At 50.5% G+C, this 24,571-nt stretch carries 28 protein-coding genes; all 28 read left to right on the forward strand.

The window, feature by feature from the left end; translation table 11 throughout:
• Positions 1-33: 33 nt before the first annotated feature.
• The 28 genes from fliM to ACX93W_RS02905 all read left to right on the forward strand — a co-directional run bounded on the left by fliM (position 34) and on the right by ACX93W_RS02905 (position 24,520).
• Positions 34-1,035: a flagellar motor switch protein FliM gene (fliM, locus tag ACX93W_RS02770; RefSeq protein WP_459390784.1), complete on the forward strand. Its 1,002-nt coding sequence runs from the start codon at positions 34-36 to the stop codon at positions 1,033-1,035.
• Positions 1,025-2,275: a flagellar motor switch phosphatase FliY gene (gene fliY, locus ACX93W_RS02775; RefSeq protein WP_459390785.1), complete on the forward strand. Its 1,251-nt coding sequence runs from the start codon at positions 1,025-1,027 to the stop codon at positions 2,273-2,275. Before fliM ends, fliY begins: the two co-directional genes overlap by 11 nt.
• Before the next feature lie 19 nt (positions 2,276-2,294).
• Positions 2,295-2,657, forward strand: coding sequence for a response regulator (locus ACX93W_RS02780; RefSeq protein WP_459390786.1), 363 nt, complete (start codon positions 2,295-2,297; stop codon positions 2,655-2,657).
• A gap of 11 nt (positions 2,658-2,668) precedes the next feature.
• Positions 2,669-3,298 (forward strand): flagellar biosynthetic protein FliO, encoded by a 630-nt coding sequence (locus tag ACX93W_RS02785; protein WP_459390787.1) that lies wholly within the window; start codon positions 2,669-2,671, stop codon positions 3,296-3,298.
• A complete protein-coding gene (gene fliP / locus ACX93W_RS02790; RefSeq protein WP_459391995.1) occupies positions 3,288-4,046 on the forward strand; it encodes a flagellar type III secretion system pore protein FliP in 759 nt (252 codons plus the stop codon). Before ACX93W_RS02785 ends, fliP begins: the two co-directional genes overlap by 11 nt.
• 18 nt (positions 4,047-4,064) lie before the next feature.
• Positions 4,065-4,334 (forward strand): flagellar biosynthesis protein FliQ, encoded by a 270-nt coding sequence (fliQ, locus tag ACX93W_RS02795; RefSeq protein WP_459390788.1) that lies wholly within the window; start codon positions 4,065-4,067, stop codon positions 4,332-4,334.
• Positions 4,335-4,345: 11 nt separating this feature from the next.
• A complete protein-coding gene (gene fliR, locus ACX93W_RS02800; RefSeq protein ID WP_459390789.1) occupies positions 4,346-5,140 on the forward strand; it encodes a flagellar biosynthetic protein FliR in 795 nt (264 codons plus the stop codon).
• Between the two features lie 13 nt (positions 5,141-5,153).
• Positions 5,154-6,245 (forward strand): flagellar biosynthesis protein FlhB, encoded by a 1,092-nt coding sequence (gene flhB / locus ACX93W_RS02805; RefSeq protein ID WP_459390790.1) that lies wholly within the window; start codon positions 5,154-5,156, stop codon positions 6,243-6,245.
• A 28-nt stretch (positions 6,246-6,273) separates the two neighbouring features.
• The gene (gene flhA, locus ACX93W_RS02810; RefSeq protein WP_459390791.1) at positions 6,274-8,304 is read left to right on the forward strand and encodes a flagellar biosynthesis protein FlhA; all 2,031 of its coding nucleotides are present in this window, start codon (positions 6,274-6,276) and stop codon (positions 8,302-8,304) included.
• The gene (gene flhF / locus ACX93W_RS02815; protein WP_459390792.1) at positions 8,301-9,515 is read left to right on the forward strand and encodes a flagellar biosynthesis protein FlhF; all 1,215 of its coding nucleotides are present in this window, start codon (positions 8,301-8,303) and stop codon (positions 9,513-9,515) included. The genes flhA and flhF overlap by 4 nt, the downstream gene beginning before the upstream one ends.
• Positions 9,508-10,377, forward strand: coding sequence for a MinD/ParA family protein (locus ACX93W_RS02820; protein ID WP_459390793.1), 870 nt, complete (start codon positions 9,508-9,510; stop codon positions 10,375-10,377). The genes flhF and ACX93W_RS02820 overlap by 8 nt, the downstream gene beginning before the upstream one ends.
• 25 nt (positions 10,378-10,402) lie before the next feature.
• Positions 10,403-11,776 carry a protein-glutamate methylesterase/protein-glutamine glutaminase gene (locus ACX93W_RS02825; protein WP_459390794.1) on the forward strand — a complete coding sequence of 458 codons (1,374 nt, stop codon included), beginning with the start codon at positions 10,403-10,405 and terminating at the stop codon, positions 11,774-11,776.
• Positions 11,777-11,816: 40 nt separating this feature from the next.
• Entirely contained in the window at positions 11,817-13,883 is a 2,067-nt protein-coding gene (locus ACX93W_RS02830) for a chemotaxis protein CheW (protein ID WP_459390795.1), read from the forward strand.
• Positions 13,884-13,896: 13 nt separating this feature from the next.
• Positions 13,897-14,358 carry a chemotaxis protein CheW gene (locus tag ACX93W_RS02835; protein ID WP_459390796.1) on the forward strand — a complete coding sequence of 154 codons (462 nt, stop codon included), beginning with the start codon at positions 13,897-13,899 and terminating at the stop codon, positions 14,356-14,358.
• A 2-nt stretch (positions 14,359-14,360) separates the two neighbouring features.
• Entirely contained in the window at positions 14,361-14,981 is a 621-nt protein-coding gene (locus tag ACX93W_RS02840) for a chemotaxis protein CheC (protein WP_459390797.1), read from the forward strand.
• A complete protein-coding gene (locus tag ACX93W_RS02845) occupies positions 14,978-15,472 on the forward strand; it encodes a chemotaxis protein CheD (protein WP_459390798.1) in 495 nt (164 codons plus the stop codon). The genes ACX93W_RS02840 and ACX93W_RS02845 overlap by 4 nt, the downstream gene beginning before the upstream one ends.
• A gap of 1 nt (position 15,473) precedes the next feature.
• Entirely contained in the window at positions 15,474-15,923 is a 450-nt protein-coding gene (locus tag ACX93W_RS02850) for a hypothetical protein (protein ID WP_459390799.1), read from the forward strand.
• A gap of 4 nt (positions 15,924-15,927) precedes the next feature.
• On the forward strand, positions 15,928-16,713 hold the full coding sequence (locus tag ACX93W_RS02855; protein WP_459390800.1) for a FliA/WhiG family RNA polymerase sigma factor: 786 nt from the start codon (positions 15,928-15,930) through the stop codon (positions 16,711-16,713).
• A gap of 18 nt (positions 16,714-16,731) precedes the next feature.
• On the forward strand, positions 16,732-18,144 hold the full coding sequence (locus ACX93W_RS02860) for a DUF342 domain-containing protein (RefSeq protein ID WP_459390801.1): 1,413 nt from the start codon (positions 16,732-16,734) through the stop codon (positions 18,142-18,144).
• A 32-nt stretch (positions 18,145-18,176) separates the two neighbouring features.
• Positions 18,177-18,500: a hypothetical protein gene (locus ACX93W_RS02865; protein ID WP_459390802.1), complete on the forward strand. Its 324-nt coding sequence runs from the start codon at positions 18,177-18,179 to the stop codon at positions 18,498-18,500.
• Between the two features lie 47 nt (positions 18,501-18,547).
• A complete protein-coding gene (locus tag ACX93W_RS02870; protein ID WP_459390803.1) occupies positions 18,548-19,105 on the forward strand; it encodes a DUF6115 domain-containing protein in 558 nt (185 codons plus the stop codon).
• Positions 19,098-19,727 carry a hypothetical protein gene (locus ACX93W_RS02875; protein WP_459390804.1) on the forward strand — a complete coding sequence of 210 codons (630 nt, stop codon included), beginning with the start codon at positions 19,098-19,100 and terminating at the stop codon, positions 19,725-19,727. The genes ACX93W_RS02870 and ACX93W_RS02875 overlap by 8 nt, the downstream gene beginning before the upstream one ends.
• A gap of 176 nt (positions 19,728-19,903) precedes the next feature.
• Positions 19,904-20,602 carry a 30S ribosomal protein S2 gene (gene rpsB / locus ACX93W_RS02880; protein WP_068681116.1) on the forward strand — a complete coding sequence of 233 codons (699 nt, stop codon included), beginning with the start codon at positions 19,904-19,906 and terminating at the stop codon, positions 20,600-20,602.
• 113 nt (positions 20,603-20,715) lie between these two features.
• A complete protein-coding gene (gene tsf, locus ACX93W_RS02885) occupies positions 20,716-21,366 on the forward strand; it encodes a translation elongation factor Ts (RefSeq protein WP_459390805.1) in 651 nt (216 codons plus the stop codon).
• Between the two features lie 129 nt (positions 21,367-21,495).
• On the forward strand, positions 21,496-22,224 hold the full coding sequence (pyrH, locus tag ACX93W_RS02890) for a UMP kinase (RefSeq protein ID WP_459390806.1): 729 nt from the start codon (positions 21,496-21,498) through the stop codon (positions 22,222-22,224).
• A complete protein-coding gene (frr, locus tag ACX93W_RS02895; protein WP_459390807.1) occupies positions 22,224-22,778 on the forward strand; it encodes a ribosome recycling factor in 555 nt (184 codons plus the stop codon). Before pyrH ends, frr begins: the two co-directional genes overlap by 1 nt.
• A gap of 154 nt (positions 22,779-22,932) precedes the next feature.
• Complete coding sequence (locus ACX93W_RS02900; RefSeq protein WP_459390808.1) at positions 22,933-23,697, forward strand: isoprenyl transferase; 765 nt, start codon at positions 22,933-22,935, stop codon at positions 23,695-23,697.
• A 28-nt stretch (positions 23,698-23,725) separates the two neighbouring features.
• Complete coding sequence (locus ACX93W_RS02905) at positions 23,726-24,520, forward strand: phosphatidate cytidylyltransferase (RefSeq protein ID WP_459390809.1); 795 nt, start codon at positions 23,726-23,728, stop codon at positions 24,518-24,520.
• Positions 24,521-24,571 lie beyond the last annotated feature (51 nt).

Genomic DNA, 24,571 nt, shown 5'->3' on the forward strand with positions numbered 1-24,571 from the left:
CTCGGCGCGATATTCCCGAAGGAGGTGAGAGAATTGGTTGATGTATTATCGCAGAATGAGATAGACGCGCTTCTTGCAGCTCTGTCGTCCGGTGAAATGGACGCGGAAGACTTGAAGAAGGAAGAAGTTCAACGAAAGGTCAGCGTCTATGACTTCAAACGCGCAGTCCGTTTCTCGAAGGATCATATACGGAGCTTGACCCGCATTCACGAAAACTTCGCGCGATTTTTGACAACCTATTTCTCGGCGCAACTCCGCACTTTCGTTCAGATCAATGTAGTAGACGTAGAGCAGTTGCCTTATGACGAGTTTATTCGGTCCATACCCAAAATGACGATTTTGAATATCTTTGAAGCGGAGCCGCTGGAAGGCCGCATGGTCCTTGAGGTGCATCCCAATGTCGCCTACGCTATGCTGGACCGGATGCTTGGCGGACAAGGAACCGCACCGTCCAAAATCAACAATTTGACTGAAATTGAAACAACAGTCATGGAACGAGTTTTCGCCAGAACCTTTGACAGCCTGCAGGAAGCGTGGAAAACGGTTATCGACATTTCGCCAAGACTCGAGGCGCTCGAAACCAATCCGCAATTCATGCAAATCGTTTCTCCCAACGAAACGATCGCGCTGATTTCATTCAGTACAAAAATCGGCGATACAACCGGCATGATCAATTTATGTATCCCGCATGTCGTACTGGAGCCAATTATGCCAAGACTGTCCGTGCATCACTGGTTTGTGTCGCAGAAGAAGGAACGGGCGCCCGAAGAGGTCGAAATACTGGAGCAGCGCTTGCATAAAGCCAAGTTGCCGATCGTAGCGGAGCTGGGCGAGACATCTATAACCATCCACGAGTTTTTGACCTTAAATATCGGTGATGTTCTGACCTTAAACAAGCCGGTTGATGAAGGACTGAATATAAAAGTTGGAGATAAGCTGAAGTTTATCGGCAGCCCGGGTTCCATTAGAGACAAGCTGGCTGTGCAGGTGGACGAAATTGTAAGCGAAGGAGCTGAAAAAGATTATGACGAGTAAAGACTATTTGTCCCAAGAGGAGATCGATGCGTTGCTTCGGCAGTCCTCTAACGAGCCCGACGATGTTCCGGCCCCTGCTAACGAGGTTCAGCTGTCGGATTACTTGTCGGCAATCGAGCAGGACGCTCTGGGCGAGATCGGCAATATCACTTTTGGCAGCGCGGCTACCGCATTGTCGACGCTTCTGGGAAAAAAGGTAGATATTACGACGCCTCAGGTTACGATGGTCAAGCGCGAGGAACTAGGCGATATTTTTCCAAAACCTCATGTTGCTGTCAGCGTAGAATATGTGGACGGTTTTGAGGGCATCAACTCTCTCGTTATTCGTACACAGGACGCACAGATTATCGCGGACTTGATGTTAGGCGGAGAAGGGGTAGTTACGCCGGAAGAGCTGAATGAAATTCACATCAGCGCTGTTCAGGAAGCAATGAACCAGATGATGGGCTCTTCGGCAACATCGATGTCCACCATTTTTAATCGGCTTGTCAACATTTCGCCACCAGGCATCGACATCTTGGATGTAGACGCCGGCAATGGCATGGATCATTTGCCTCCGGTGGATGTATTTATCAAAATCTCCTTCCATTTGACAATCGGGGATTTGATAGATTCTACGATTATGCAATTGCTACCAGTTTCCTTTGCCAAGGAAATGGTATCGACCTTGATGGGAAGCGTGGAAGAGAGCTCCCCGCCGGCACCTGCGGCCCCGCCTGCTGTGGCAGAGACACAAGCAGCGGTTCAGCAGACCGCAGCAGCAGCGGCTCCGGTAGCCCCGCCGCCGCCGGCAGCTTACCACCAGCCTCCGCCGCAACCGGCTGCAGCACCGCCTGGATACCCGCCGCAAGCGCCTTACTACGAGGCTCCAGCCGGCTATCCTAGTCCAGCTGCTTATGCTGGACCGCCTGCGCGAAACGTGAATGTGCAGCCTGTCCAGTTTGCGAATTTCGGCGGACAGGCTTATGAAGGGCCAGATACAACAAATCTAAATTTATTGCTCGACATACCGCTGAAGGTCACTGTAGAATTAGGGAGGACCCAGAAGCAAATCAAAGATATTCTCGAGTTGTCCCAAGGCTCTATTATTGAGTTGGACAAACTGGCGGGCGAACCTGTCGACATTTTGGTCAACAACAAGCTGATCGCCAAGGGCGAAGTTGTCGTCATCGATGAAAACTTTGGCGTCCGTGTAACGGATATCGTTAGTCAATGGGACCGAATTCAAAAATTACAATAACTCCTGGGAGGAAATGAAGATGGCAAACCGGATTCTTATCGTTGACGACGCAGCGTTTATGCGCATGATGATTCGCGATATCTTGTCGAAAAATGGTTACGAGGTAGTAGGGGAGGCGCCAGACGGCGCACAAGCAGTAGAGAAATATAAAGAATTGAAGCCGGACCTTATCACAATGGATATTACGATGCCTGAGATGGACGGAATCGCGGCATTGAAGGAAATCAAGAAGCTGGACGGCAGCGCCAAGGTCATTATGTGCTCCGCCATGGGGCAACAAGCGATGGTTATTGATGCGATTCAAGCAGGCGCAAAAGATTTTATCGTAAAACCGTTCCAAGCGGATCGCGTAATTGAAGCGATCAAGAAAGCTTTGGGATAAGGACAGCCTTAATGAGCGTACTGCAAAAGCGGACGGCCATTCTAACGGCCGCGGCATCGACGGTTTTCCCTGGAATGGCTGCCGCATCCGGCAATAATGGGACGGATAATTTGGAATCGCAAATTCCGTTCGACAGTCCGGGGGATATGATGGGCAGCGTTGCATGGCTGATGGTCGCGCTAGCCATTGTCATCGTGCTGATACTGATCGTGATCAAATGGCTTTCCAAAGGGAGCCGTGCTTGGGGAATCAATCGTTCCATGCGTTCGCTTGGCGGGATAGCTTTAGGGCAAAACAGTTCCGTACAGGTGTTGGAGATCGCCGGAACTATTTATATCGTAGGCGTAGGAGATACTGTCACCTTGTTGGACAAGGTTGATGATGCTGCGCAAGTCGACGAAATCTTGAAGGTTTTGGACAAGGAAACGACAGCCGTGTGGGGACCCAGAAACGTCGCCGAATTGCTGGGCAAGTGGCGGGGTAAAGCCGCCGATTCCAATAAAAACGGCGACAACGGGAGTTCTTCCTTCCAGCAAATGCTGGACGGGAAGCTTAATGGACAATCGCAACGCAAGCAACAGCTTGAGCAGCTGCTCAAAACTCAAAATAGTCATGAACGGTTGATGGATGATGAGAAATAAGAAGACGCTGACCCTATTGACGGTTCTTCTGCTGTCGCTGTTCATTCACGGACAAGCTTTTGCGGAGCCGCTGCCGGATATTTCGATTAATATTGGCAACAGTTCGGGAGACCAGCCGGGTACAAGTGCCTTGTCGCTGCTTCTTCTTATAACAGTGCTCAGCATAGCTCCCGCGATTATGGTTTTGATGACCAGCTTTACTCGAATCGTAATCGTGCTCGGCTTTGTCCGAACCTCGCTAGGGACGCAGCAAATGCCGCCCAATCAGGTATTGATCGGACTGGCTATGTTTATGACCTTTTTTATTATGGCTCCAACCTTCGGTCAGGTGAATGATGTAGCTCTTCAGCCCTACCTAAAGGGAGAAATTTCCCAGACGGAAGCTTTTGAGCAGGCGGCAATTCCTATGAAAGAGTTTATGGGCGCCCACACCAGACCAAAGGATTTGCAATTGTTTCTGAACTATACCAAAACGGAACCTCCGGCTTCCATTCAGGAGACTCCGCTCACGGTACTGGTTCCGGCTTATGCCATCAGCGAACTCAAAACAGCTTTTACGATGGGCTTTCTAATTTTTATACCGTTTCTCGTGATCGACATGATTGTAGCCAGCACATTGATGGCGATGGGCATGATGATGCTTCCGCCGATTATGATCTCTCTGCCGTTCAAATTGCTATTGTTTGTAATGGTAGACGGCTGGTATCTGGTTGTCAGGGGATTGCTGCTGAGCTTTAATACAACATGACGGCGGGAGGGACGCGTTATGAGCGCGGATTTTGTTATCGGCCTGGCCAGCAGCGCTTTATACACGGTATTAAAGGCCAGTGCCCCCATGCTGGTATTGGCTCTTGTAGTGGGATTGCTCATTAGTGTTTTTCAGGCTACGACACAAATCCAAGAGCAGACGCTGGCGTTTGTGCCCAAAATTGTTGCGGTATTTATTGCCGTCATTATATTCGGGCCGTGGATCTTAAACACAGTTGTTGATTTTACCTACAGGTTGTTCAGCAACTTACATAACTACATCGGTTAGGCTGTGAGCTGATGAGTGCAATTGCTCAAGGAGCACCTATTTTTTTGTTAATATTTTGTCGAATTACCGCTTTTTTCGTCGTGGCGCCTATTTTTTCGTCGCGAAGCGTGCCGAATACTTTTAAAATCGGCCTTGGCTTTTTTATCTCCCTTATGGTCTATTTGACCTACGGAGTAGGCGAATCGGCCATGCCGAACGAAGAATACGTGCTGGCGGTGCTGCGGGAAATCATTATTGGCGTATTGTTGGGATTTGTAGTGTATTTGTTCTTTGCCATCGTTCAGATGGCCGGAGGCATTATGGACTTGCAAATCGGCTTGGCGATGGCGAATGTGGTTGATCCCCATACCGGTATATCGGCTCCCTTGATGGGCAATTTCAAGTACATGCTAATGCTTGTTGTCTTTCTAATGATGAACGGCCATCATTACTTGCTGGGAGGGCTGATGAACAGCTATACCTGGATGCCGCTTTCCAACGAGTTTTACAGCATCATGATGAGCGGCGGGATTTCAGACTTTCTTGTGCGGACCTTTGCTACCACGTTTGTACTTGCAATCCAGATCGCCGCTCCCATTATGGTGGCCATGTTTCTGACCGACGTTGGACTTGGTTTTTTGACCAAAAGCGCACCGCAGTTCAACGTTTTTGTTATTGGCCTGCCGCTGAAATTGTTAATTGGCATATTCCTTATGATCCTGATAATGCCGGGCATGGGTGCTTTGTTTGAAAAGCTCTTTTCGATTATGTTTGATTCTCTAGAGCAACTGTTCGGCATTGTGCAGGGGCCGCCATCCGGAGAATAGGGGGGAAGCCGTAATGCGCAACTATCGCTTAAAGCTTGACCTCCAGCTGTTCAACCAGGAAAAAACGGAGAAAGCAACGCCCAAAAAACGAGGCGATGCCCGTAAAAAGGGTCAAGTTGCCAAATCCGCCGATTTGCCTGGCGCGTTTATTCTGCTTTTTGTGTTCGCTTCGTTCCTCATGCTGGGTGATCATTATAGCTCCGGAGTGATGGGGCTGTTCCGAAGCCTGTTTGAGGATTGGCTGACGATGGAACTGACTACCGAAAACATCATGGGATTGTTTCTGAACATCATTTGGCAGGTTCTGTTGCTTCTGCTCCCTATTTTTGCAATCGCCATGGTTGTTGGCGTGGTCGGCAACGTTGCCCAATTCGGCTTTTTGTTGACGGGCGAATCGCTTAAGGCGGATATTAAAAAGCTGGATCCTATTCAAGGCTTCAAGCGGATTTTCTCGATGAGAAGTCTTGCGGAATTTTTAAAAAGCATTCTCAAGGTGACGATTATCGCGGTTATGGTGTATTCCACGATAGCCGGCGAGTGGGAAAAGCTGCTGCTATTGCCGATGCAGCCGATCCCCGCCATCTTTGCCTTTGCAGCAAAAATTACGATTAATCTTGGCATTAAAATCGGCGCTGTGTTGATTGTATTGGCTTTTCTGGATTTTATGTACCAAAAGTACGAGCATGAAAAAAGCCTTAAAATGTCCAAGCAGGATATTAAGGACGAGTATAAAAAGTCGGAGGGCGACCCTCTGATTAAAGGCCGCATCCGCGAACGGCAGCGCAAAATGGCGCTGCAGCGCATGATGCAGGAAGTGCCAAAAGCCGACGTCGTAATTACGAACCCCACGCATTTTGCCATCGCCCTGAAATATGACGCATCGCAGATGGAAGCGCCGAAGGTGCTGGCGAAGGGGATGGATCATGTAGCCTTGCGGATTAAAGAAATCGCAAAGGAGCACGACGTCATTACGATGGAAAACAAGCCGCTAGCCAGAGCGCTTTATGAACGGGCCGAAATCGGGGATGTCATACCGGGGGATCTGTTCCAGGCTGTGGCGGAAGTGCTGGCATACGTATATAAGGTAAAAGGTCGCATCAAGTAGACATCATTTGGCGGGAGGAGGCGACGTCATGAAAATTAAAGATCTATTCATAATTATAGGCATTATCGGGATCGTGCTCATGATGATTATCCCGATCCCGATTTTTCTGATTGACTTGCTTCTTATAATGAACATTTCGCTTGCGCTTATGATCTTGCTTGTTGCGATGAATACAAAAGAAGCGTTGGATTTCTCCATTTTCCCGACGATATTGCTCATTACGACCTTGTTCAGGCTGGCGCTTAGCGTTTCCACGACGCGGAGCATCCTGACGCATGCAGAAGCCGGCGAGGTCATAGCGACCTTTGGCAGCTGGGTCGGCGGCGGAGCGGTAGCGATCGGGTTTATCGTCTTTTTAATCCTTGTCGTTGTGCAATTTATCGTTATTACAAAAGGTTCGGAGCGCGTTGCCGAAGTAGCCGCACGTTTTACGCTGGATGCGATGCCGGGTAAGCAGATGAGTATCGACGCGGATCTCAACTCCGGGCTTATCAATGAGCAGCAAGCGCGCGAACGGCGTTCCAAAATTGAGCGCGAAGCCGATTTTTACGGCTCCATGGACGGCGCCAGCAAATTTGTTAAAGGCGATGCCATCGCTACGATCATTATTTTGATCATCAATTTGATCGGCGGTTTTATCGTCGGTATGGCGATGCACGGTATGAGCTTTGGCGAATCCCTTGAAACCTTTTCCATTTTGACGATTGGTGATGGCCTGGTTTCGCAAATTCCCGCTTTGCTGATTTCGACTGCCGCGGGCATGATCGTTACTCGCGCAGCTTCGGATGGCAACTTGGCGGATGACCTGACAGGTCAGCTTTTCCGTTATCCCAAAATGCTCTATATCGCGGCGGGAACAATTGCCGTGTTGGGTTTAACGCCAATTGGCGTTTTGAGCACGTGGCCGTTTGCTATTGCGATTGCTGTCGGGGCTTATTATATGCAGCGCATATTGGATCGTCAGCAGGTTGAAGACGAGATGATGGTAGAGGAACAGCAGATCGAAGAGGTTCGCAGTCCGGAGAGCGTCATCAGTCTCTTGCAGGTTGATCCAATCGAATTCGAGTTTGGTTATGGATTGATTCCTCTGGCGGATACGACTCAAGGAGGCGATTTGCTGGATCGGATTATCATGATCCGGAGGCAATGCGCGCTTGAGCTTGGCCTTGTCGTTCCGGTAATTCGGATACGCGACAACATTCAGCTGAAGCCCAATGAATATGTCATTAAGATCAAAGGCAATACCGTGGCTCGAGGCGATTTGCTGCTCAATCACTATTTGGCCATGAGTCCCGGCTTTGAGGATGATTCCGTATCCGGTATTGAAACGACGGAACCCGCGTTTGGTTTGCCGGCAATCTGGATTGATGAAGCTACCAAAGAAAGAGCGGAGCTGTCAGGCTATACCGTGGTTGACCCTCCTTCGGTTGTAGCCACTCATTTGACGGAAATCATCAAGCGCCACGCCCACGAGCTGATCGGACGCCAGGAAACGAAGCTCCTGATCGATAACGTCAAGGAGTCCTACCCGGCGCTGGTGGATGAACTCATTCCTTCCATTTTGACCGTTGGCGATGTGCAGAAGGTGCTATCCAAGCTATTGAAAGAAAAAGTATCCATTCGGGACCTGGTTACGATTTTTGAATCATTGGCCGACCATGGCCAATATACGAAGGACCACGATATTTTGACGGAATATGTCCGCCAGTCGCTCTCCCGCCAAATCACTCAGCAGTTTTCGCCGGGCGGCGATACGCTGCGAGTCATTACCGTTGGCCCGCAGCTCGAGAAAAAAATTGCGGAATCCGTGCAGCAAAGCGATACCGGAAGCTACATTGCGCTTGATCCCGTTTCGACTCAGCAGATTTACCAGCGGTTAGGAGAACACGTAAACCGCCAAATCCAATCCGGGCAGCAGCCGATCGTATTGGCTTCGCCAACCATTCGGATGTATCTGCGGCAGATTTTGGAACGCACAATGCAGGAAGTGCCCGTTCTTTCCTACAGCGAGCTTGAGCCTAATATTGAAGTGCAAAGCATCGGGGTGGTGAATCTATGAGAGTGAAACGTTACATAGTAGAAGCCTTGCCCGAAGCGGTTTCCCTCATTCGCACTGAGCTTGGCAAAGACGCCATTATCTTGGAAACAAAAGAAATCAAGGTTGGCGGTTTTATGGGGATGTTCCGCAAACGAAAGATGGAGGTTATTGCTGCGGTGGAAACAAGCGCTGCTAAAGCGCCTGAGCCTCCCCAGCGAAAACCTGCACCGGAAGTGGCCGCCGTGGTAGAGCAGATTCTGCAAACCGCGCAACGTTCGGCGACCGCGGTTGCCGAGCCACCCAAACCAGCGTCCCCTAAGCCCGAAGGCCCCCAGGACAAGCAGGGGGATAAGGAACAATTTATTATTGATGAAATTCGCGAGCTGCGCTCCTTTATGGTAAAGCTCTCGAAGGATCGCAGCGATCTTCATGCCATGTCTCCGCCTATTCTGGCGTTGAAGCAAAGGCTGTTGAAGCAAGAGGTGGACGAAGAGCTGATAGACAAGCTGCTGGATTGGCTGCAGGAAGAGCAAAGCCAACAGTCCCAGGAATTTGAGTCCGAAACGGTTTGGCGGTTGTCGGCAGAGAAGCTGGAGGAATGGCTTGAACCCTTCAACAATAAGGTCATTAATCCAACTGCTCGCGTTGTGCATTTTGTTGGCCCGACAGGGGTTGGCAAAACAACTACCATTGCCAAACTTGCGGCGGAGCAAACCATCAAGCTGGGCAAAAAGGTCGGATTTATTACTTCTGATACCTACCGAATCGCCGCCGTCGATCAGCTCAGGACTTATGCCAATATTTTGAATGTACCGCTGGAAGTCGTATTTTCGCCAATGGATTTGCCAAAAGCTTATCGACAGTTGGAGGAACGCGATATTATCCTCATGGATACGGCGGGGCGCAATTTCCGCAGCGAGCTGCATGTTTCGGAAGTGAACAGCCTGCTTCAGTCAAGCGAGCCCGGTGAAACGGTGCTGGTGCTCAGCATGACCGGAAAAACGGCGGATATGGTTGCTATTTCAGAACGCTTTATTCAATACGGCGTGCAAAAGGTACTATTTACAAAGCTGGATGAAACAGAAGTTTATGGCTCCATTCTGAATCTGATCCTCCGGTTTGAATTGCACCCGACCCATTTGGCAAGCGGCCAAACCGTCCCGGACGACATCGCTCCCTTTCATGCAAAGTCCTACATAGCGATGTTGCTGGGGGAGGCTCGGCATGAATGATCAGGCGGAGGCTTTAAGACATCTCATTAGACAGCATGATCCCGAAAGGGAACGCAAATCCGCCAGGATCATTACCGTGACAAGCGGCAAAGGCGGGGTGGGCAAATCCAATTTTAGCTTGAATTTTGCTTTATCCTTGAGGAGGCTGGGACAAAAGGTCCTACTGTTCGACGCCGATATCGGAATGGCCAATATCGACGTTTTGATGGGCCGAACATCGACATACAGCCTATACCATCTGTTGAAGCAGGAAAAAAGCATTTGGGACATTATTCAGCTCGGATCCGAGGGTTTGCATTACATTGCCGGAGGCTCGGGCTTCCACGATCTCATCGACATGTCCGAAGCTCAGCTTAACCGCTTTGCCACGGAGGTCGAAAAGCTTCATGATCAATACGACATTATTTTATTTGATACAGGCGCGGGGTTGTCCAAAGAAACGGTAAAGTTTATTGCGGCGGCCCAAGAAACGCTGGTTGTGACGACGCCTGAACCAACGTCGATAACCGACGCTTACGCCCTTATCAAGATGGTAAGCGGCATGAAGGACGTGCAGGCAGAGTTCAGGCTGATCGTCAACCGGGCGAGCAACAACCGGGAAGGCAAGGAGACCGCAGAGAAGTTCCAACTGGTCGCAAGTCAATTTCTCAAGCTGGAATTGCCTTGGCTGGGAATGATTCCTGACGACAGCCATGTGTCAAAAGCAGTAAAACGACAAGTTCCGTTTCTTCTCGCATATCCGGACTGTGATGCTGCAGCTGCCGTAGGCGGGATTGCCCAATCGTTCTTGGCGATTCCGCAAAGCAAGGCGGATGGCGGCGTCAAAGGATTTTTGACAAAACTATTCAGACTATCAAGGTAATCCTTTGAATGAAGGAGGAAAAAAGATGGCTCCTTATCGTGTGCTTATTGTCGACGATTCCGCCTTTATGCGGACCATCATAGGCGATCTTATTTTGCGGGACAAGCAATTTACGATCGTGGCAACTGCCGTTAACGGTATAGAAGCGGTATCCGCCATAACCCGCTACAAGCCGGATGTGGTTACGATGGACCTCGAAATGCCGGTTATGAACGGCCTTCAGGCGCTACAGTACATTATGAAAAATTGCCCGCTGCCGGTGATCATGTTGTCAGGCATTAGTGAAGCCAATACAAGGGATACCATCATGGCGCTTGAATACGGCGCATTCGATTTTATCCGCAAGCCATCCGGGCCGGCATCCGGCGATATTTATCAAGTTGGCGAGTTATTGCGCGACAAACTGAGGGCGGCGATTGATTCCGTTAAAGCCGCGAGCCGCACCGTCATTTCTGAAGCAACGGGCGGTACGGCTGCCTTATCTTCGCCGGAAACCCCGCCGGAGACGATCCCGCAAAAAGCGACGGCGCAGATGGAACAAGACCTGCCGCCTGGCAGGTTTATAGCGAAGGACATCGTTGCAGAACCCAAGCCGCTCGGCAAAGCGGAACCGTTGCAAAAACCGGTGCCTGATCGCAAGGCGCTTGAACCAAAAGCTCCGCCTAAAGCAGATTCTGTTTCCGGTATTGCCGGATTGGCGGAAAGGATCAAGAAAACCGTTGAAGATAAAACGGCGACAACGCAGCCTGCCCCGAACTTCGCCCGGCCCAAGGAAGCTCCGCTTCCGCCCAAGCCGGAGTCAAGGCCGCAAGCGGCTGGTTCCTTCAAGCATTTGGTTGCAATCGGCACTTCGACGGGCGGTCCGCGGGCGCTTCATGAAGTCATTTGCTCCTTGCCTGCCGATTTCCCGGCGCCTGTGCTGGTGGTTCAGCATATGCCGCCGCGGTTTACGAAGTCGCTTGCGCAGCGCCTGGACAGCTTTAGCGCTTTAAGGGTTGTCGAGGCGGAGCAAGGCATGCGCGCGACGGCGGGCACGGTGTACATCGCCCCAGGCGGCTATCATATGGAGCTTGCCCGGGATTCGCTGGGATATTGGATTCAACTGGGCAGCCAGCCGCAGGTCAACGGCCACAGGCCGTCCGTAGACGTCATGTTTGAGTCGCTTGTTCCATTAACGGAATTGACCAGACATGCGGTCATTATGACCGGCATGGGCAGCGACGGCGCCAAAGGCATGAAGTCGCTGGCCAATAGCGGCGCCGCATCAACGATTGCGGAAGCCGAAGAAACATGTATTGTTTACGGGATGCCGCGTTCCGCGGTTGAAGTCGGTTGTGTCCAAACGGTATTGCCGCTGCAGCATATTGCCTCACGGCTTGTGAGTGCAGTGTCCAAATAGGAAGTGATTGAACGAATACACTAACAGGAGGTGCTGGAAATTGGATATGAATGCGTATTTGTCCATGTTTATCGACGAATCAAACGATCATCTTCAATCTTTAAATGAAAATCTGCTTCAACTGGAAGGCAGTCCCGAAGACCTGAGTATCGTTCAGTCTATCTTCCGTTCCGCTCATACGCTCAAAGGAATGTCGGCAACGATGGGGTTCGAGGACCTTGCGTCGCTTACGCATGAAATGGAAAACGTGCTGGATTTGGTGCGCAACAGCAAGCTGAAGATGGACAGCTTTATTTTTGACACGTTGTTCAAAGGGCTTGACGCATTGGAGGCCATGGTTCATGACATTGTTGGCGGAGGCACAGGGCAAGCGGATGTTACGTCCATCGTTGCTTCGCTGCAAAAAATCGTAAACAGCGATTACCGGAGCGGTGCGGCAGAAGTGGCTGTGTCGGCGGCAGCCGTTCAAGATGCGGCAAGCGCGGAGTTGGGTACTGCTCTGCTGGACCAATTCCAAACCTCCATTATGATGCAGTCGATGGAAAGCGGGCATCAGCCTTATTACATACAAGTCACGATAGACGAAAATTGCGTGCTGAAGGCGGCCCGCGCCTATATGGTATTCAACTTGCTGGAAGCAAACGGGGAAATTGTGAAGTCCGAGCCGACCGTACAGGATTTGGAGCAAGAGAAATTCGATCGTTCGTTTACGGTATTTACGATATCCACAGCTTCTGTCGAAGTGCTTACCGAGCAAATTTCCAATATCTCCGAAATTGCGTCCGTTACGGTAACTCCGTTGGACGTGGAGTCGCTAAACGCACTCACGGCGGCTCCGGCTGCTGCAGCGGCAGCGCCGGCTGAGCCTGTTCAAGCGGCATCTCCTCAACCGCAAGCGGAGCAGCAAACAAGGAAAGCTCCTGCAGCGCAAAACCAATCCCAGCAGGGGGGCGGCCTTGGCCGTACGATCCGCGTTGACATCGAACGTTTGGACACGCTGATGAATCTGTTTAGCGAGCTGTTGATTGACCGGGTTCGGCTGGAGCAGCTGGCAAGCGAGATCAAACGCACCGATTTGACGGAAGCGGTGGAGCATATGTCCCGTGTGGGATCCGATATGCAGAATATCGTGCTGAAGCTCCGCATGGTGCCAGTCGACACCGTATTTAACCGGTTCCCTCGTCTGGTGCGGGATCTTGCCAAAACGCTGGATAAAAAAATGGATCTGATTATCACCGGTGCGGAAACAGAGCTTGACCGTACCGTCATCGATGAAATCGGCGACCCGCTCGTCCATCTCATTCGGAACTCCGGCGACCATGGCGTGGAGATGCCTCAGGACCGTTTGGCCGCAGGCAAGCCAGAGACGGGAACCATCCATTTGAGAGCTTATCACAGCGGCAATCATGTGTTCATCGAAATCGAAGATGATGGTCATGGCATCAATCAGGAAAAAGTAAAATCCATTGCCATCAAAAACGGCGTCGTAACGGAAGAAGAGGCGAACAAGCTTTCGCCGGATGAAATCAATATGCTGCTGTTTGCGCCAGGCTTCAGCACCGCGGACAAAATTTCCGATATTTCGGGACGCGGCGTAGGACTCGACGTGGTGAAAACCAAAATCACCTCGCTTGGCGGCAACGTAACTGTCACCTCGGCATACGGCAAGGGCACCAAATTTTCGGTTCAGCTGCCTCTGACGCTGTCGATCATTTCCGCCATGCTGATCAAGCTTGGCTCCGAAAAATATGCGATTCCATTGTCTTCCATTGTGGAGACTGGCATCATTCAACGGGATAAAATCCTGAACGTGCACGGCAACCGTATGATTCAATTCCGCAGTTCCATCATTCCGCTCGTTTCGCTTAGCCAGGTGCTGGAATCTCCGGACTATGACGAAAGCCGGGAGCAGGAAACGGAAATTATCGTTATCCGAAAAGGCGAAAAGTGGGCAGCGGTAATGGTAGACGAATTTATCGGCCAAAGCGAAATCGTATTGAAGTCGCTTGGCAAATATTTGACAAACGTATACGGCATCTCCGGAGCAACCATTCTGGGCGACGGCTATGTAGCGCTTATTATTGATCCAAACGCGCTTATCAAATAAGGAGGTTATTGCGATGGGAGAAGAATTGAAGGTTATCGTATTTGCGCTTGGCCAAGAGGAGTACGGCATTGAAGTGGACAAGGTTCGCACGATTGAACGGATGTCCCCGATCACGCGAGTGCCAAAAACTGCGGCATTTATTAAAGGCGTAATCAACTTGCGCGGTGTAGTTGTGCCGGTCATTGATTTGCGTGGACGTTTTGGTCTGGAACAGACTGAGCCTACCGAAAATTCTCGTATTATCGTAGTTGCGGTTGACGAGCTGGAAGTGGGCTTTATCGTAGATTCCGCAAATGATGTAATCGATATTGACAGCGACGCGATCGAATCTCCTCCGGAAATCGTAGGCGGCATCAAGGCCAAATATTTGCGCGGCATCGCCAAGCTGAGCGAAGGAAGACTGCTTATCATGCTGAATCTGTCCGAAGTGCTCAATAAAAGCGAAATTATTCAGCTTGAGCAGTTAGAGGTTTAATCGTGCCTAAATTCAATTCATTTGAAGCATTTGAACTGGATGTGCTTCGGGAGGTCGGCAATATTGGCGCGGGCAATGCCGCTACCGCGTTATCCAAGCTGTTGGACAAACCCGTTGATATGGCGGTGCCCAAAGTTAGCCTGCTTCCTTTTGAGCAGGTAGCGGATTGCGTGGGCGGCGCGGAACAAATCGTATTGGCCGTATTTCTGCGCGTTGAAGGCGAAGCGCCTGGAAACCTGTTTTTTATTATCGATGAGCCGTCGGCTAAACGAATTTTGAACCAATTGGTAGGGATTAACCATTTGGATGGCGAAGAATATTCGGAGATGGAGCTATCGGCGTTATGCGAAATCGGCAACATCATGGCAGGATCTTACTTGTCCGCCCTTGCCGATCTTACACAGCTTCCGATGTCGCCATCCGTTCCTGCAATGGCGCATGATATGGCCGGAGCCATTCTTAGCTACGGCTTGATGCAATACGGCGAAATGGGCGATTCCGCCCTGCTGATCGAATCCAAATTTCTGGAAGACCGCCAGTCTCTCGAAGGACATTTTTTCCTTATTCCCGATCCGGATTCCTTTGGCAAAATCTTTAAGGCTCTGGGAGTCGTTCAGGAATGACGGGACAGACTCTTGTAAAAGTAGGGATGGCGGATCTCAACATTGGACTGGCCGGAGCTATCCTGAAAACGACAGGACTGGGTTCCTGTGTAGGATTAACCTTGTTTGACCCTGTGGCAAAAGTGGCTGGTATGGCGCATGTCATGCTGCCCTCTTCCGAAATTGCCAGGGAAGCACAAATCAATGAAGCGAAATATGCGGATACGGCAATACCATTGTTGTTGCAGCGTATGGAAAGCAGCGGAGCCAAGGTGCCTCGCATGGAGGCCAAGATGGCCGGCGGCGCTCAGATGTTTGCCTTTTCGGGACAAGGAGACTCCCTGCGTATTGGACCACGCAATGTAGAATCCTGCCTGGTTTTGCTGCAGCGTTATCGCATCCCCGTCCGATCGCAGGATACGGGCGGCAACTATGGAAGAACGGTTGAATTTGACAGCGTCAGCGGCATATTGCTTATCCGCAGCATGCAGCACGGAGTAAAGGAGATTTAGTATGATAGGAACTTGGCGATGGAATACGGGATTTGGGTTTTTGGGCGCCGGACTGACCGTCATGTTCTCTATTGGCAGCAATCCTCTGACCACTATGCTGCTCAGAAGCTTGTACGCGTTTATTGCTTTTTTTATTCTGGCTTACGCAGCCCGTGCTATACTTGGCTTCATTCTAAAACCGCCGGGCATCTTGGCGGCGCACGACGAAGGTACCGAAAATGCCGGCACGCAGCTTGATTACACAACGCCGGACAACCCTGACGAATTAAACGATTTGCTGAAAGCGCAAATGCAGGGCGGAGCAGGAACAGCGGCAGCGGCGGAAGCCGTGCCGGAAAGCGAAGGACGGGGTGGCGACTTTAAGCCGCTTAATCCTCCGCAACTGGTCACTGCAGACAACAAAAGCCCGGAGCAGTTGGCACACGTACTACGTCACCTGACAGGAGAGTGAGTCGATGACTGAGCTTAAAACGCCTCATTTGACTAACATCGGGATGTGGCAGGCATGGAGAGAGCAAGGAGAGCTCGATGCCAAAAAGGCGCTAATTGAAAATTATTTGCCGCTTGTCGATTATGTCACAAACCGGATGGCGATTGGCTTGCCCAAAAACGTCATCAAGGACGACCTTGCAAGCAACGGCGTAATGGGACTTATTGACGCAATCGAAAAGTTTGATTATATGCGGGGATTGCAGTTTGAAACCTATGCCTCCTGGCGTATTCGCGGTGCGATTATCGATGGATTGAGGCAGGGAGACTGGGTGCCAAGATCCGTTCGGGAAAAGGCAAAGCGGGTTGAGGATGCCTACCAGCATTTGGAGCAGCAGTATATGCGCTCTGTCACCGATAACGAGGTCAGCGCTTACCTGGGCGTAACCGAAAAAGAGTTTACGACCATGCTTCAAGATATCTCCGTAGCTACGATTTGTTCACTTGAGGACCCTATCCGCGAAGAAGAGTCCGAAACGCGCATGTCGCTGCTTGTGGATGACAAAGCGAAAAACCCGGATCACAAGGTTCACGAATTCTATTTGAAAGAGTCGCTTGTGAAAGGCATCGAACGATTGACGGAGAAAGAAAGAATTGTCGTTTCGCTTTTTTATTACGAGGAGCTTTCGCTCAGCGAGATAGCCGAGGTTATGTCGCTATCACCTTCGAGAATTTCCCAGCTCCATTCCAAAGCCATATTGAGGCTTAGGGGAGCGTTGGCTAAACATAAAGATCAACTGATGCAGCATTAAGCAAAGGAGGGGATTAAGGTGGACAATCACCAGCTGGAATCATATTTGCAAGTTCAGACAACCGCAGACAAGCTGTCTGCCTTTCTATTATTTAGTAAGATGACGGATGAGTTTGCCTGCACGCCAGCAGAGTTGGAACTATTTGTTCGAAGCAAAGGGATTGTCCATGGGCTCCGCAGCGATGTGCTGTCACAGATTAGCATTAACCCGCTTGCGTATTGCAGAGAGCAAACCCTTATCGCGCAGGGACAAAACCCTGAGAACGGCAAAGATGGCATTGTTCGGTTTACCGTTAATATGGGAGATGATTCCATTCGTCCCGCAGAGGACCAGGACGGCAATGTGGACCTGAAGCAGGTAACGCAGCTTAAAAACGTTATGAAGGGCCAGTTGATAGCGGAACTTGTGGAACCAACGGCTGGACCGCCGGGACAAACCGTCACCGGCGAGATGATCCCGCCCAAGCTTGGCAAACGCGCAAGATTCAAAGTTGGCAAAAATGTCGTTCCTGGCGGTGATGGTGCCGGTCTTTATGCCGCTATCGACGGCCTGATCACCCTTACCGAAAAGGGGAAAATTAATGTTTTTCCCGTGTATGAAGTAAACGGCGATGTCAACTATGGAATTGGAAACATTGATTTTGTCGGAACGGTTGTTATACGGGGCAACGTACTCAACGGCTTTCGCGTCCGCGCTTCCGGCGATATTCGCGTCATCGGCGGCGTGGAGGGGGCCGAGCTGGAGTCGGAAGGCTCCATCGAAGTGACTGGCGGCATTTTGGCGAGCAATAAAGGACATGTCAAAGCAAGGAACAACATCAAAAGCGCTTTTATCCAGGACGCCCATGTCTATGCAGGCGAAGATGTAATCGTTGGTCAAAGCATCATGCATTCCATTGTTAAAGCGGGAAAAAGCGTCGTTTGCTCAGGCGCTAAAGGAATTATTGTTGGAGGCTCGGTACAGGCTGGCGAACTGGTGACCGCGCGTACGGTAGGCAACGCCATGTCGACCACGACCGCGATTGAGGTGGGGGTCAATCCTCAGCTTCGCGAGGAGCTGCTGGAGCTGCGCGCATCCATCAAAACCAATCACGAGGCGCTTGAAAAAACAGAAAAAGCTCTGGTTATTCTGGACCAGCTTGCGGCAGCAGGCCAGCTTTCTCCGGACAGACTGGCTATGAGGATCAAGCTGAACACGACCAAACGTCAAAATGCCGCAGAGATTGAAGAAGCCAAGGAGCGCATGTTTGAAATCGAAAAAACGCTTGAAGAAACAGGCCGTTCCAGAGTTGATGTAAGCGGAACCGTTTTTCCAGGCGTAAAAATCGTGATCGGACGTTATACCAAGTTTGTTAAGGATAGCGCTCAGCGCATTTCATTCAGGCTGATGGAAGGCGATATTGCTCTGGTGCCGTACCAGCCAAAAGGATAAGCCAAACGTCTATTTCGGAAGGGGTGGTCCAAGTGACGTTTCAACCGCTTGACTTGCAAATATCGGTACCTCGTACGCAAGAGTTCAGCAGCATGCAGCAGCAAGCCGCGCAAAGACCGATCACCGAACAAAACATTTTGGCAGACCGTACAAACAAACGTACTGAAGAACTTCGGACGCAAAGCACGGAAACGGAAAACACAGCCAAAAGCAGCATGCGAACGGACAAAGACGGCGAGGGCGGCGAAGGGAGCAAAGGCCGGCAAGGAAAAAAGGCGTCGGCGGAAACCGAGCAAGAGCAGCCGCAGGAACCGGCCCATCCCTATAAAGGACATCATTTGGACATCAAGTTGTAGCTTTAAAAGAGCTGCAGGAACTATCGAAGGGCGGTAGGCTGATTATTATGGATGCTTGGCAATATATCGTGCTGCTAGGAGCTGTGGTTGTTGTTTTCGCGATCATTTTGCCCAAACGAGCGACTGGCTCCGGCTCGCCCGGCCAAAGCGCGCAGAACATGGAAACGGCTTTGGAGCAGTTTATGGAAAATATGGAGCGAGACAATGAAGATCTGGTGGAGCTGGTCAAAAACGCCCAGCAAAGCAACCGGAAGGCCCATGCCGCCTTCGAAGAGCGCATCGCTGATCTGGAGCTCCGTTGCCAAGAGCTGGACGGTCAGCTTCAAGCTGCTGCAATTTTCATTAAGGAGGCGGCCGCAAGCCGCCAAATGGCCTCTGTTGCTCCTTCTGCTCCGCCCGCTGGAACAATGGCGGTTGAGCAAGTGCAAGTGGCTGCAGAGCATTCCGTTCCCACTCGCTCCATTGAATCCCGATACGGCGAGCTTTTTACGCTTTACCGGGAAGGGAAATCGATTGAAGCAATCGCCAAAAAACTGGGCATGAACAAAGGAGAAGTATCTCTTATCATCGGCTTGGCCAAGCAAGAGGGAGGCGTTCATGGTTAATAAACGCTCCTTTTTGATCGGGTTAGGATTGGGGATTATTATTGGAGCTTTGCTGCTTGAGCTTTTTTATATGGGCGAAGCAAGCCAGCGCGGGCTTGAAGGTATCGGACGAGAACTGGAGCAGGCGACGCAGCAGCCTTTGGCGACGTCGTCTTCGTCACCTGAACTGGATTCCTCCAATAATGATAGGCAAAGCGATGCCGGGCAGGCAACGCCGGAGCCTTCCCCGCAACCGGAACAAGCTGATCAGGAAACCTCTGCAGAGAAACCGGATGTTGCGCCTGAATCTACAGACGAGCAAGGCGGAGAGACCGCCCAGTCGGAGGCGTCCACGCCTGCTTCGCAGGATCCGGGCCACAATGAATCGTCTTCCGTTATCGTGCGTATCCCGTATGCAAGCAGTCTGACCGAAGCGGCAGAAATGCTGGCGGCTGCAGGCGTGCTGGAATCGGCGGAATCGTTTGCGAATGAAATGAAATCCCGGAACAAGGTTGTTCGCGCCGGGTATTTTTTATTTCCTCCGGGAGTGAGTTCGCGTGATGACGTAATTGAAATCATTACGGGAATTCCGCTGCCTCCCAAAGAAGCGGAGAAGCTGGATAACCTTCTGTGGCGCGGTTAAATGAAGAGATTGCCAACCAATTGTTGCACCGCGTTCTCAGATATGGTATATTAATTGACGGTGTTAAAAACGCACGCCAATCAATTCTGTCAGGTTGCTTTCGCCCGGCGAAGGTTACGACAGAAAATGCGAGCGGCGGAGGGACACACAAAACCATTATTAGGAGGTGTTGAAGAATGGCGGTTATCTCCATGAAACAGCTGCTTGAAGCTGGGGTGCACTTCGGTCATCAGACTCGTCGTTGGAACCCAAAGATGGATCGTTATATCTTCACAGAAAGAAACGGCATTTACATTATCGACTTGCAAAAAACGGTTAAGAAAGTTGACGAAGCATACAACTTTGTTAAATCGATTGCAGCTGAAGGCGGCACTATGCTGTTTGTAGGCACAAAGAAGCAAGCTCAAGATTCCGTTAAGGAAGAAGCTGAGCGTTGCGGAAACTTCTACATCAACCAACGTTGGCTCGGCGGCACGCTGACGAATTTCCAAACGATTCAAAAGCGTATCGATCGTCTGAAACAACTTGAAAAGTGGGAAGAGGACGGCACTTTCGAGGTTCTGCCTAAGAAAGAAGTTATCATTCTTCGCAAAGAAAAAGATCGTCTGGAGAAATTCCTGGGCGGCATTAAAGGCATGAAAGGTCTGCCAAGCGCGCTGTTCATCATCGATCCACGCAAAGAGCGTATCGCTGTTGCGGAAGCTCGCAAACTTGGTATTCCAATCGTTGGTATCGTAGATACAAACTGCGACCCTGACGAAATCGATTATGTAATCCCTGGCAACGACGACGCTATCCGCGCCGTTAAATTGTTGACTGCTAAGATGGCTGACGCAATCGTTGAAGCTAACCAAGGCGAGCAAACAACTGCTTAGGATTTCATAACCAACAATGAAGCAAACAACAAAGGGTGGTCAGATGGTGAAAACCTCTCACTACCCTTTTTTTGAACAAAATTACGATCCACAATAACGGGAGGTATTTTTTTATGGCAGTAAGCGCTAGCGCAGTAAAAGAACTACGCGAAAGAACGGGAGCGGGCATGCTGGATTGCAAAAAAGCGCTCGACGAAACAGGCGGCGACATCGACAAAGCGGTTGCATTGCTTCGTGAAAAAGGCCTTGCCGCGGCAGCTAACAAAGCTGGTCGCGTTGCAACAGAAGGCGTTGTAGAATCCTACATTCACGCCGGCGGCCGTATTGGCGTAATCGTTGAAGTTAACTGCGAGACAGACTTTGTTGCCAAAACGGATCAGTTCAAAGAATTTGCTAGAGACATCGCTATGCAAATCGCTGCTGCTAATCCTAAGTTTGTTCGCCGCGAAGAAGTTTCCGGCGAAGAGCTTGATAAAGAACGCGAAATTTTGAAGGCTCAAGCCCTGAACGAAGGCAAGCCTGAAAAAATCGTGGAAAAAATCGTTGAAGGCCGCATCTCGAAATATTATGAAGAGTATTGCCTTCTGGAGCAGTCTTTCATTAAAGATCCGGACAAAACGATTAACGAGCTGCTGAACGAAAAAATCAGCAAAATCGGTGAAAACATCACGATCCGTCGTTTCGTTCGTTACGAACTTGGCGAAGGCTTGGAGAAAAAAGTCGACAATTTCGTTGAAGAGGTTATGGCTCAAGCGAAACTTTAATCCGATCGCAAAGGCGGGGCGGGGCGTCCGCCCCGCCTTGTTTTTTGGAATCAGAGAGTATCAACCCGACCCTATTCAAATTTAATACGAACAGCCTCGCTTTTGAGGTGCATGATGGAGGTAGAAACGTTGGAACATCCAGTATATAAACGCATCGTTCTGAAGGTGAGCGGAGAATCGTTGTCCGGCCAGGAAGGCTACGGCATTGAAGCTACTGTCATTTCATCGATTGCCAATCAAGTGAAGGAAGTAATTGACCTGGGCGTAGAGGTTGCAATCGTCGTAGGCGGAGGCAATATCTGGAGAGGGATTGCCGGTTCGGCCAAAGGAATTGACCGTGCTACGGCCGACTATATGGGCATGTTGGCGACGGTCATGAATTCGCTTGCGCTTCAGGATGCGCTGGAGCAAATTGATGTGCCAACGCGCGTGCAGACATCAATCGCGATGCAGCAAATTGCCGAGCCGTATATTAGACGGAGAGCAATCCGCCATTTGGAAAAGGGCCGGGTCGTTATATTTGCCGCCGGAACCGGAAATCCGTTTTTCTCCACCGATACAACAGCCGCTTTGCGTGCTGCTGAAATTGAAGCGGAAGTTATTTTGATGGCGAAAAACAAGGTAGACGGCGTTTATTCGGCCGATCCGTTCAAGGATGAAACGGCTGAGAAGTTTGAAGAACTTACCTACATGGATATGTTGAACCGGAACCTCGGGGTAATGGATTCGACTGCATCCTCCTTGTGCATGGACAACAATATTCCGCTTATCGTCTTCTCCATCACGGAGAACGGCAATATTAAACGGGTTGTGCTGGGAGAAAAAATCGGTACAATCGTGAAAGGGAGTGCAAAATAATGCCGCAAAGCATCAAAAAAAGCGCGGAAGATCGGATGGACAAAGCCATCGGCGCATTGAGACGCGACCTCTCTACACTGCGCGCCGGCAAGGCAAGCCCGGCTCTTCTGGATCGGGTGCAAGTGGAGTATTACGGTGCTCAAACGCCGCTTAACCAGTTGGCCAACATTAATACGCCGGATTCCCGCACGCTGATGATTCAGCCTTGGGATAAATCTTCGGTAGCTGCTATCGAAAAAGCGATTCTGAAATCGGATCTCGGCTTAACGCCTTCCAACGATGGTTCCGCTATCCGTATTTCGGTGCCGCCATTGACGGAAGAGCGCCGTGCTGACCTCGTGAAGCAGTCGAAGAAATTTGGCGAAGAAGCCAAAGTGGCGATCCGCAACATTCGCCGCGATGCTAACGATGATATTAAAAAGCTGGAAAAAGGCGAGATTTCTGAAGACGAATCGCGCCGTCATCAAGAGGACATCCAAAAGTCGACGGATAAGTTTATTGCTGAAGTCGAAAAAGTATTGTCCGGCAAAGAAAAAGAGATTATGGAAGTTTAAAAGTTTGGTTTTTTATGCCCCTCCGTCAGGTGGGGTTCGCTTTTATCACATCATTATACAGCATGTACTTTGGCGATAAACTTGCCTCTAAACGCAGCCTTTCATCAGTGAAGGCGCGGTAGGGGTTTTCTCATTTGTGTTGGGAGGAAGCGGGATGATTAAGCGCTTTTGGGGCAAACAAAGGCGGGAAGACGTGCCGTCTGCCGATTCGCCGACTTTCGAGCACGTGCCGGAGCATGTAGCCATCATTATGGATGGCAATGGCCGGTGGGCGAAGGGGCGCGGATTGCCCCGAGTGGCAGGCCATCACTCCGGTATGAAAGCCGTCAAACGAATTACAATGGCGGCCAATGACCTTGGCGTTAAATATTTGACTCTTTATGCTTTTTCAACGGAAAACTGGAAACGTCCTAAAGCCGAGGTGGACTTCTTGATGAAGCTGCCGCAGCAATTTCTGGAGATCGAGCTTGAAGAGCTGATTGAAAATAATGTTCAAGTCAGAATGATGGGGTATCGCAGCGAGCTTCCGCCTCATACGCTTGCAGCAGTGGAAGAAGCCGTCGTTAAAACAGCGAATAACACCGGGCTTGTGCTCAATTTTGCGCTGAATTACGGCAGCCGTGCGGAGATGGTGAATGCCGTCCGCGCAATTGCTGCGGATGTTCGGGACGGGAAGCTGTTGCCGGAGGATATCAATGACGCGGAGATGGAGCGTCATCTGCTCTCCACAACGCTGCCGGACCCTGATTTGCTTATTCGGACCAGCGGTGAACTGCGTCTGAGCAATTTTATGCTCTGGCAGTTGGCATACAGCGAGCTATGGTTTACGGATGTATATTGGCCTGAATTTACGGAAAAGCATTTTTATGAAGCCATAGCGGAATATGGGCGGCGTGCGCGCAGGTACGGCGGTTTGTAGCACGCAGTTGATGGAGTGTGACGATTCTTTGAAACAGCGATTAATAACGGGGATATTGGCTGGCGCGTTGTTTGTGGCTCTGACTGTTGTTGGAGGCGCGTTTTATACCGGACTGCTCATCCTTTTGGCTATAATCGGCTTTACCGAGTACGTGCGTATGAATGGCGTTTCGCCGTTTCATCCTCTTGCGCTGCTGGGTTATGCCGGCGTTGCGCTGTTTGTGCTGCCTTGGTCGCAATGGGGCGTTGAACTGCCTCCGTTGTCAACCGTGGTATGGGTGCTGGCGTTTTTGATGTTTGCCGTAACGGTCGTAACCAAAAACAAAACGACCATTGATGGCGTAGGTCTAATGATTTTAGGCGTCATCTATGTTGGGTTTGGTTTTGCAGCTATGATTGATATGCGCCTGATTGAAAACAATGGCTTATTCTGGACGTTCCTATCGTTTTCGTGCATTTGGGCATCCGACATCGGAGCCTATTTTGCGGGGAGAGCAATCGGACGCAATAAGCTGTGGCCGGCTATAAGCCCTAACAAAACAATTGAAGGCGCATTAGGCGGCGTTGTGCTGTCTCTACTTGTTGGCGCTGCGTTCGCACTTTTTGGACCGGACGGCGCAAGCATTGGACGAGCCTTGTTAATAGGCGCCGTAGCGGCTGTTGCGGGGCAGTTTGGCGATTTAATCCAGTCCGCATACAAAAGAGTCCGGGGTATCAAGGATACGGGCAAACTGCTGCCGGGACATGGCGGAGTGCTCGACCGCTGCGACAGTTGGCTGATCGTGTTCCCGCTACTGCTTCTTACCGGCCTCGTTCCGGCTTAACATGCATGTTCAAAAGATTCGGTTTTCAGTGCCGAGTAGCGTGAGTCCGGT

It is taken from the genome of Paenibacillus sp. CAU 1782 (genome assembly GCF_054551715.1).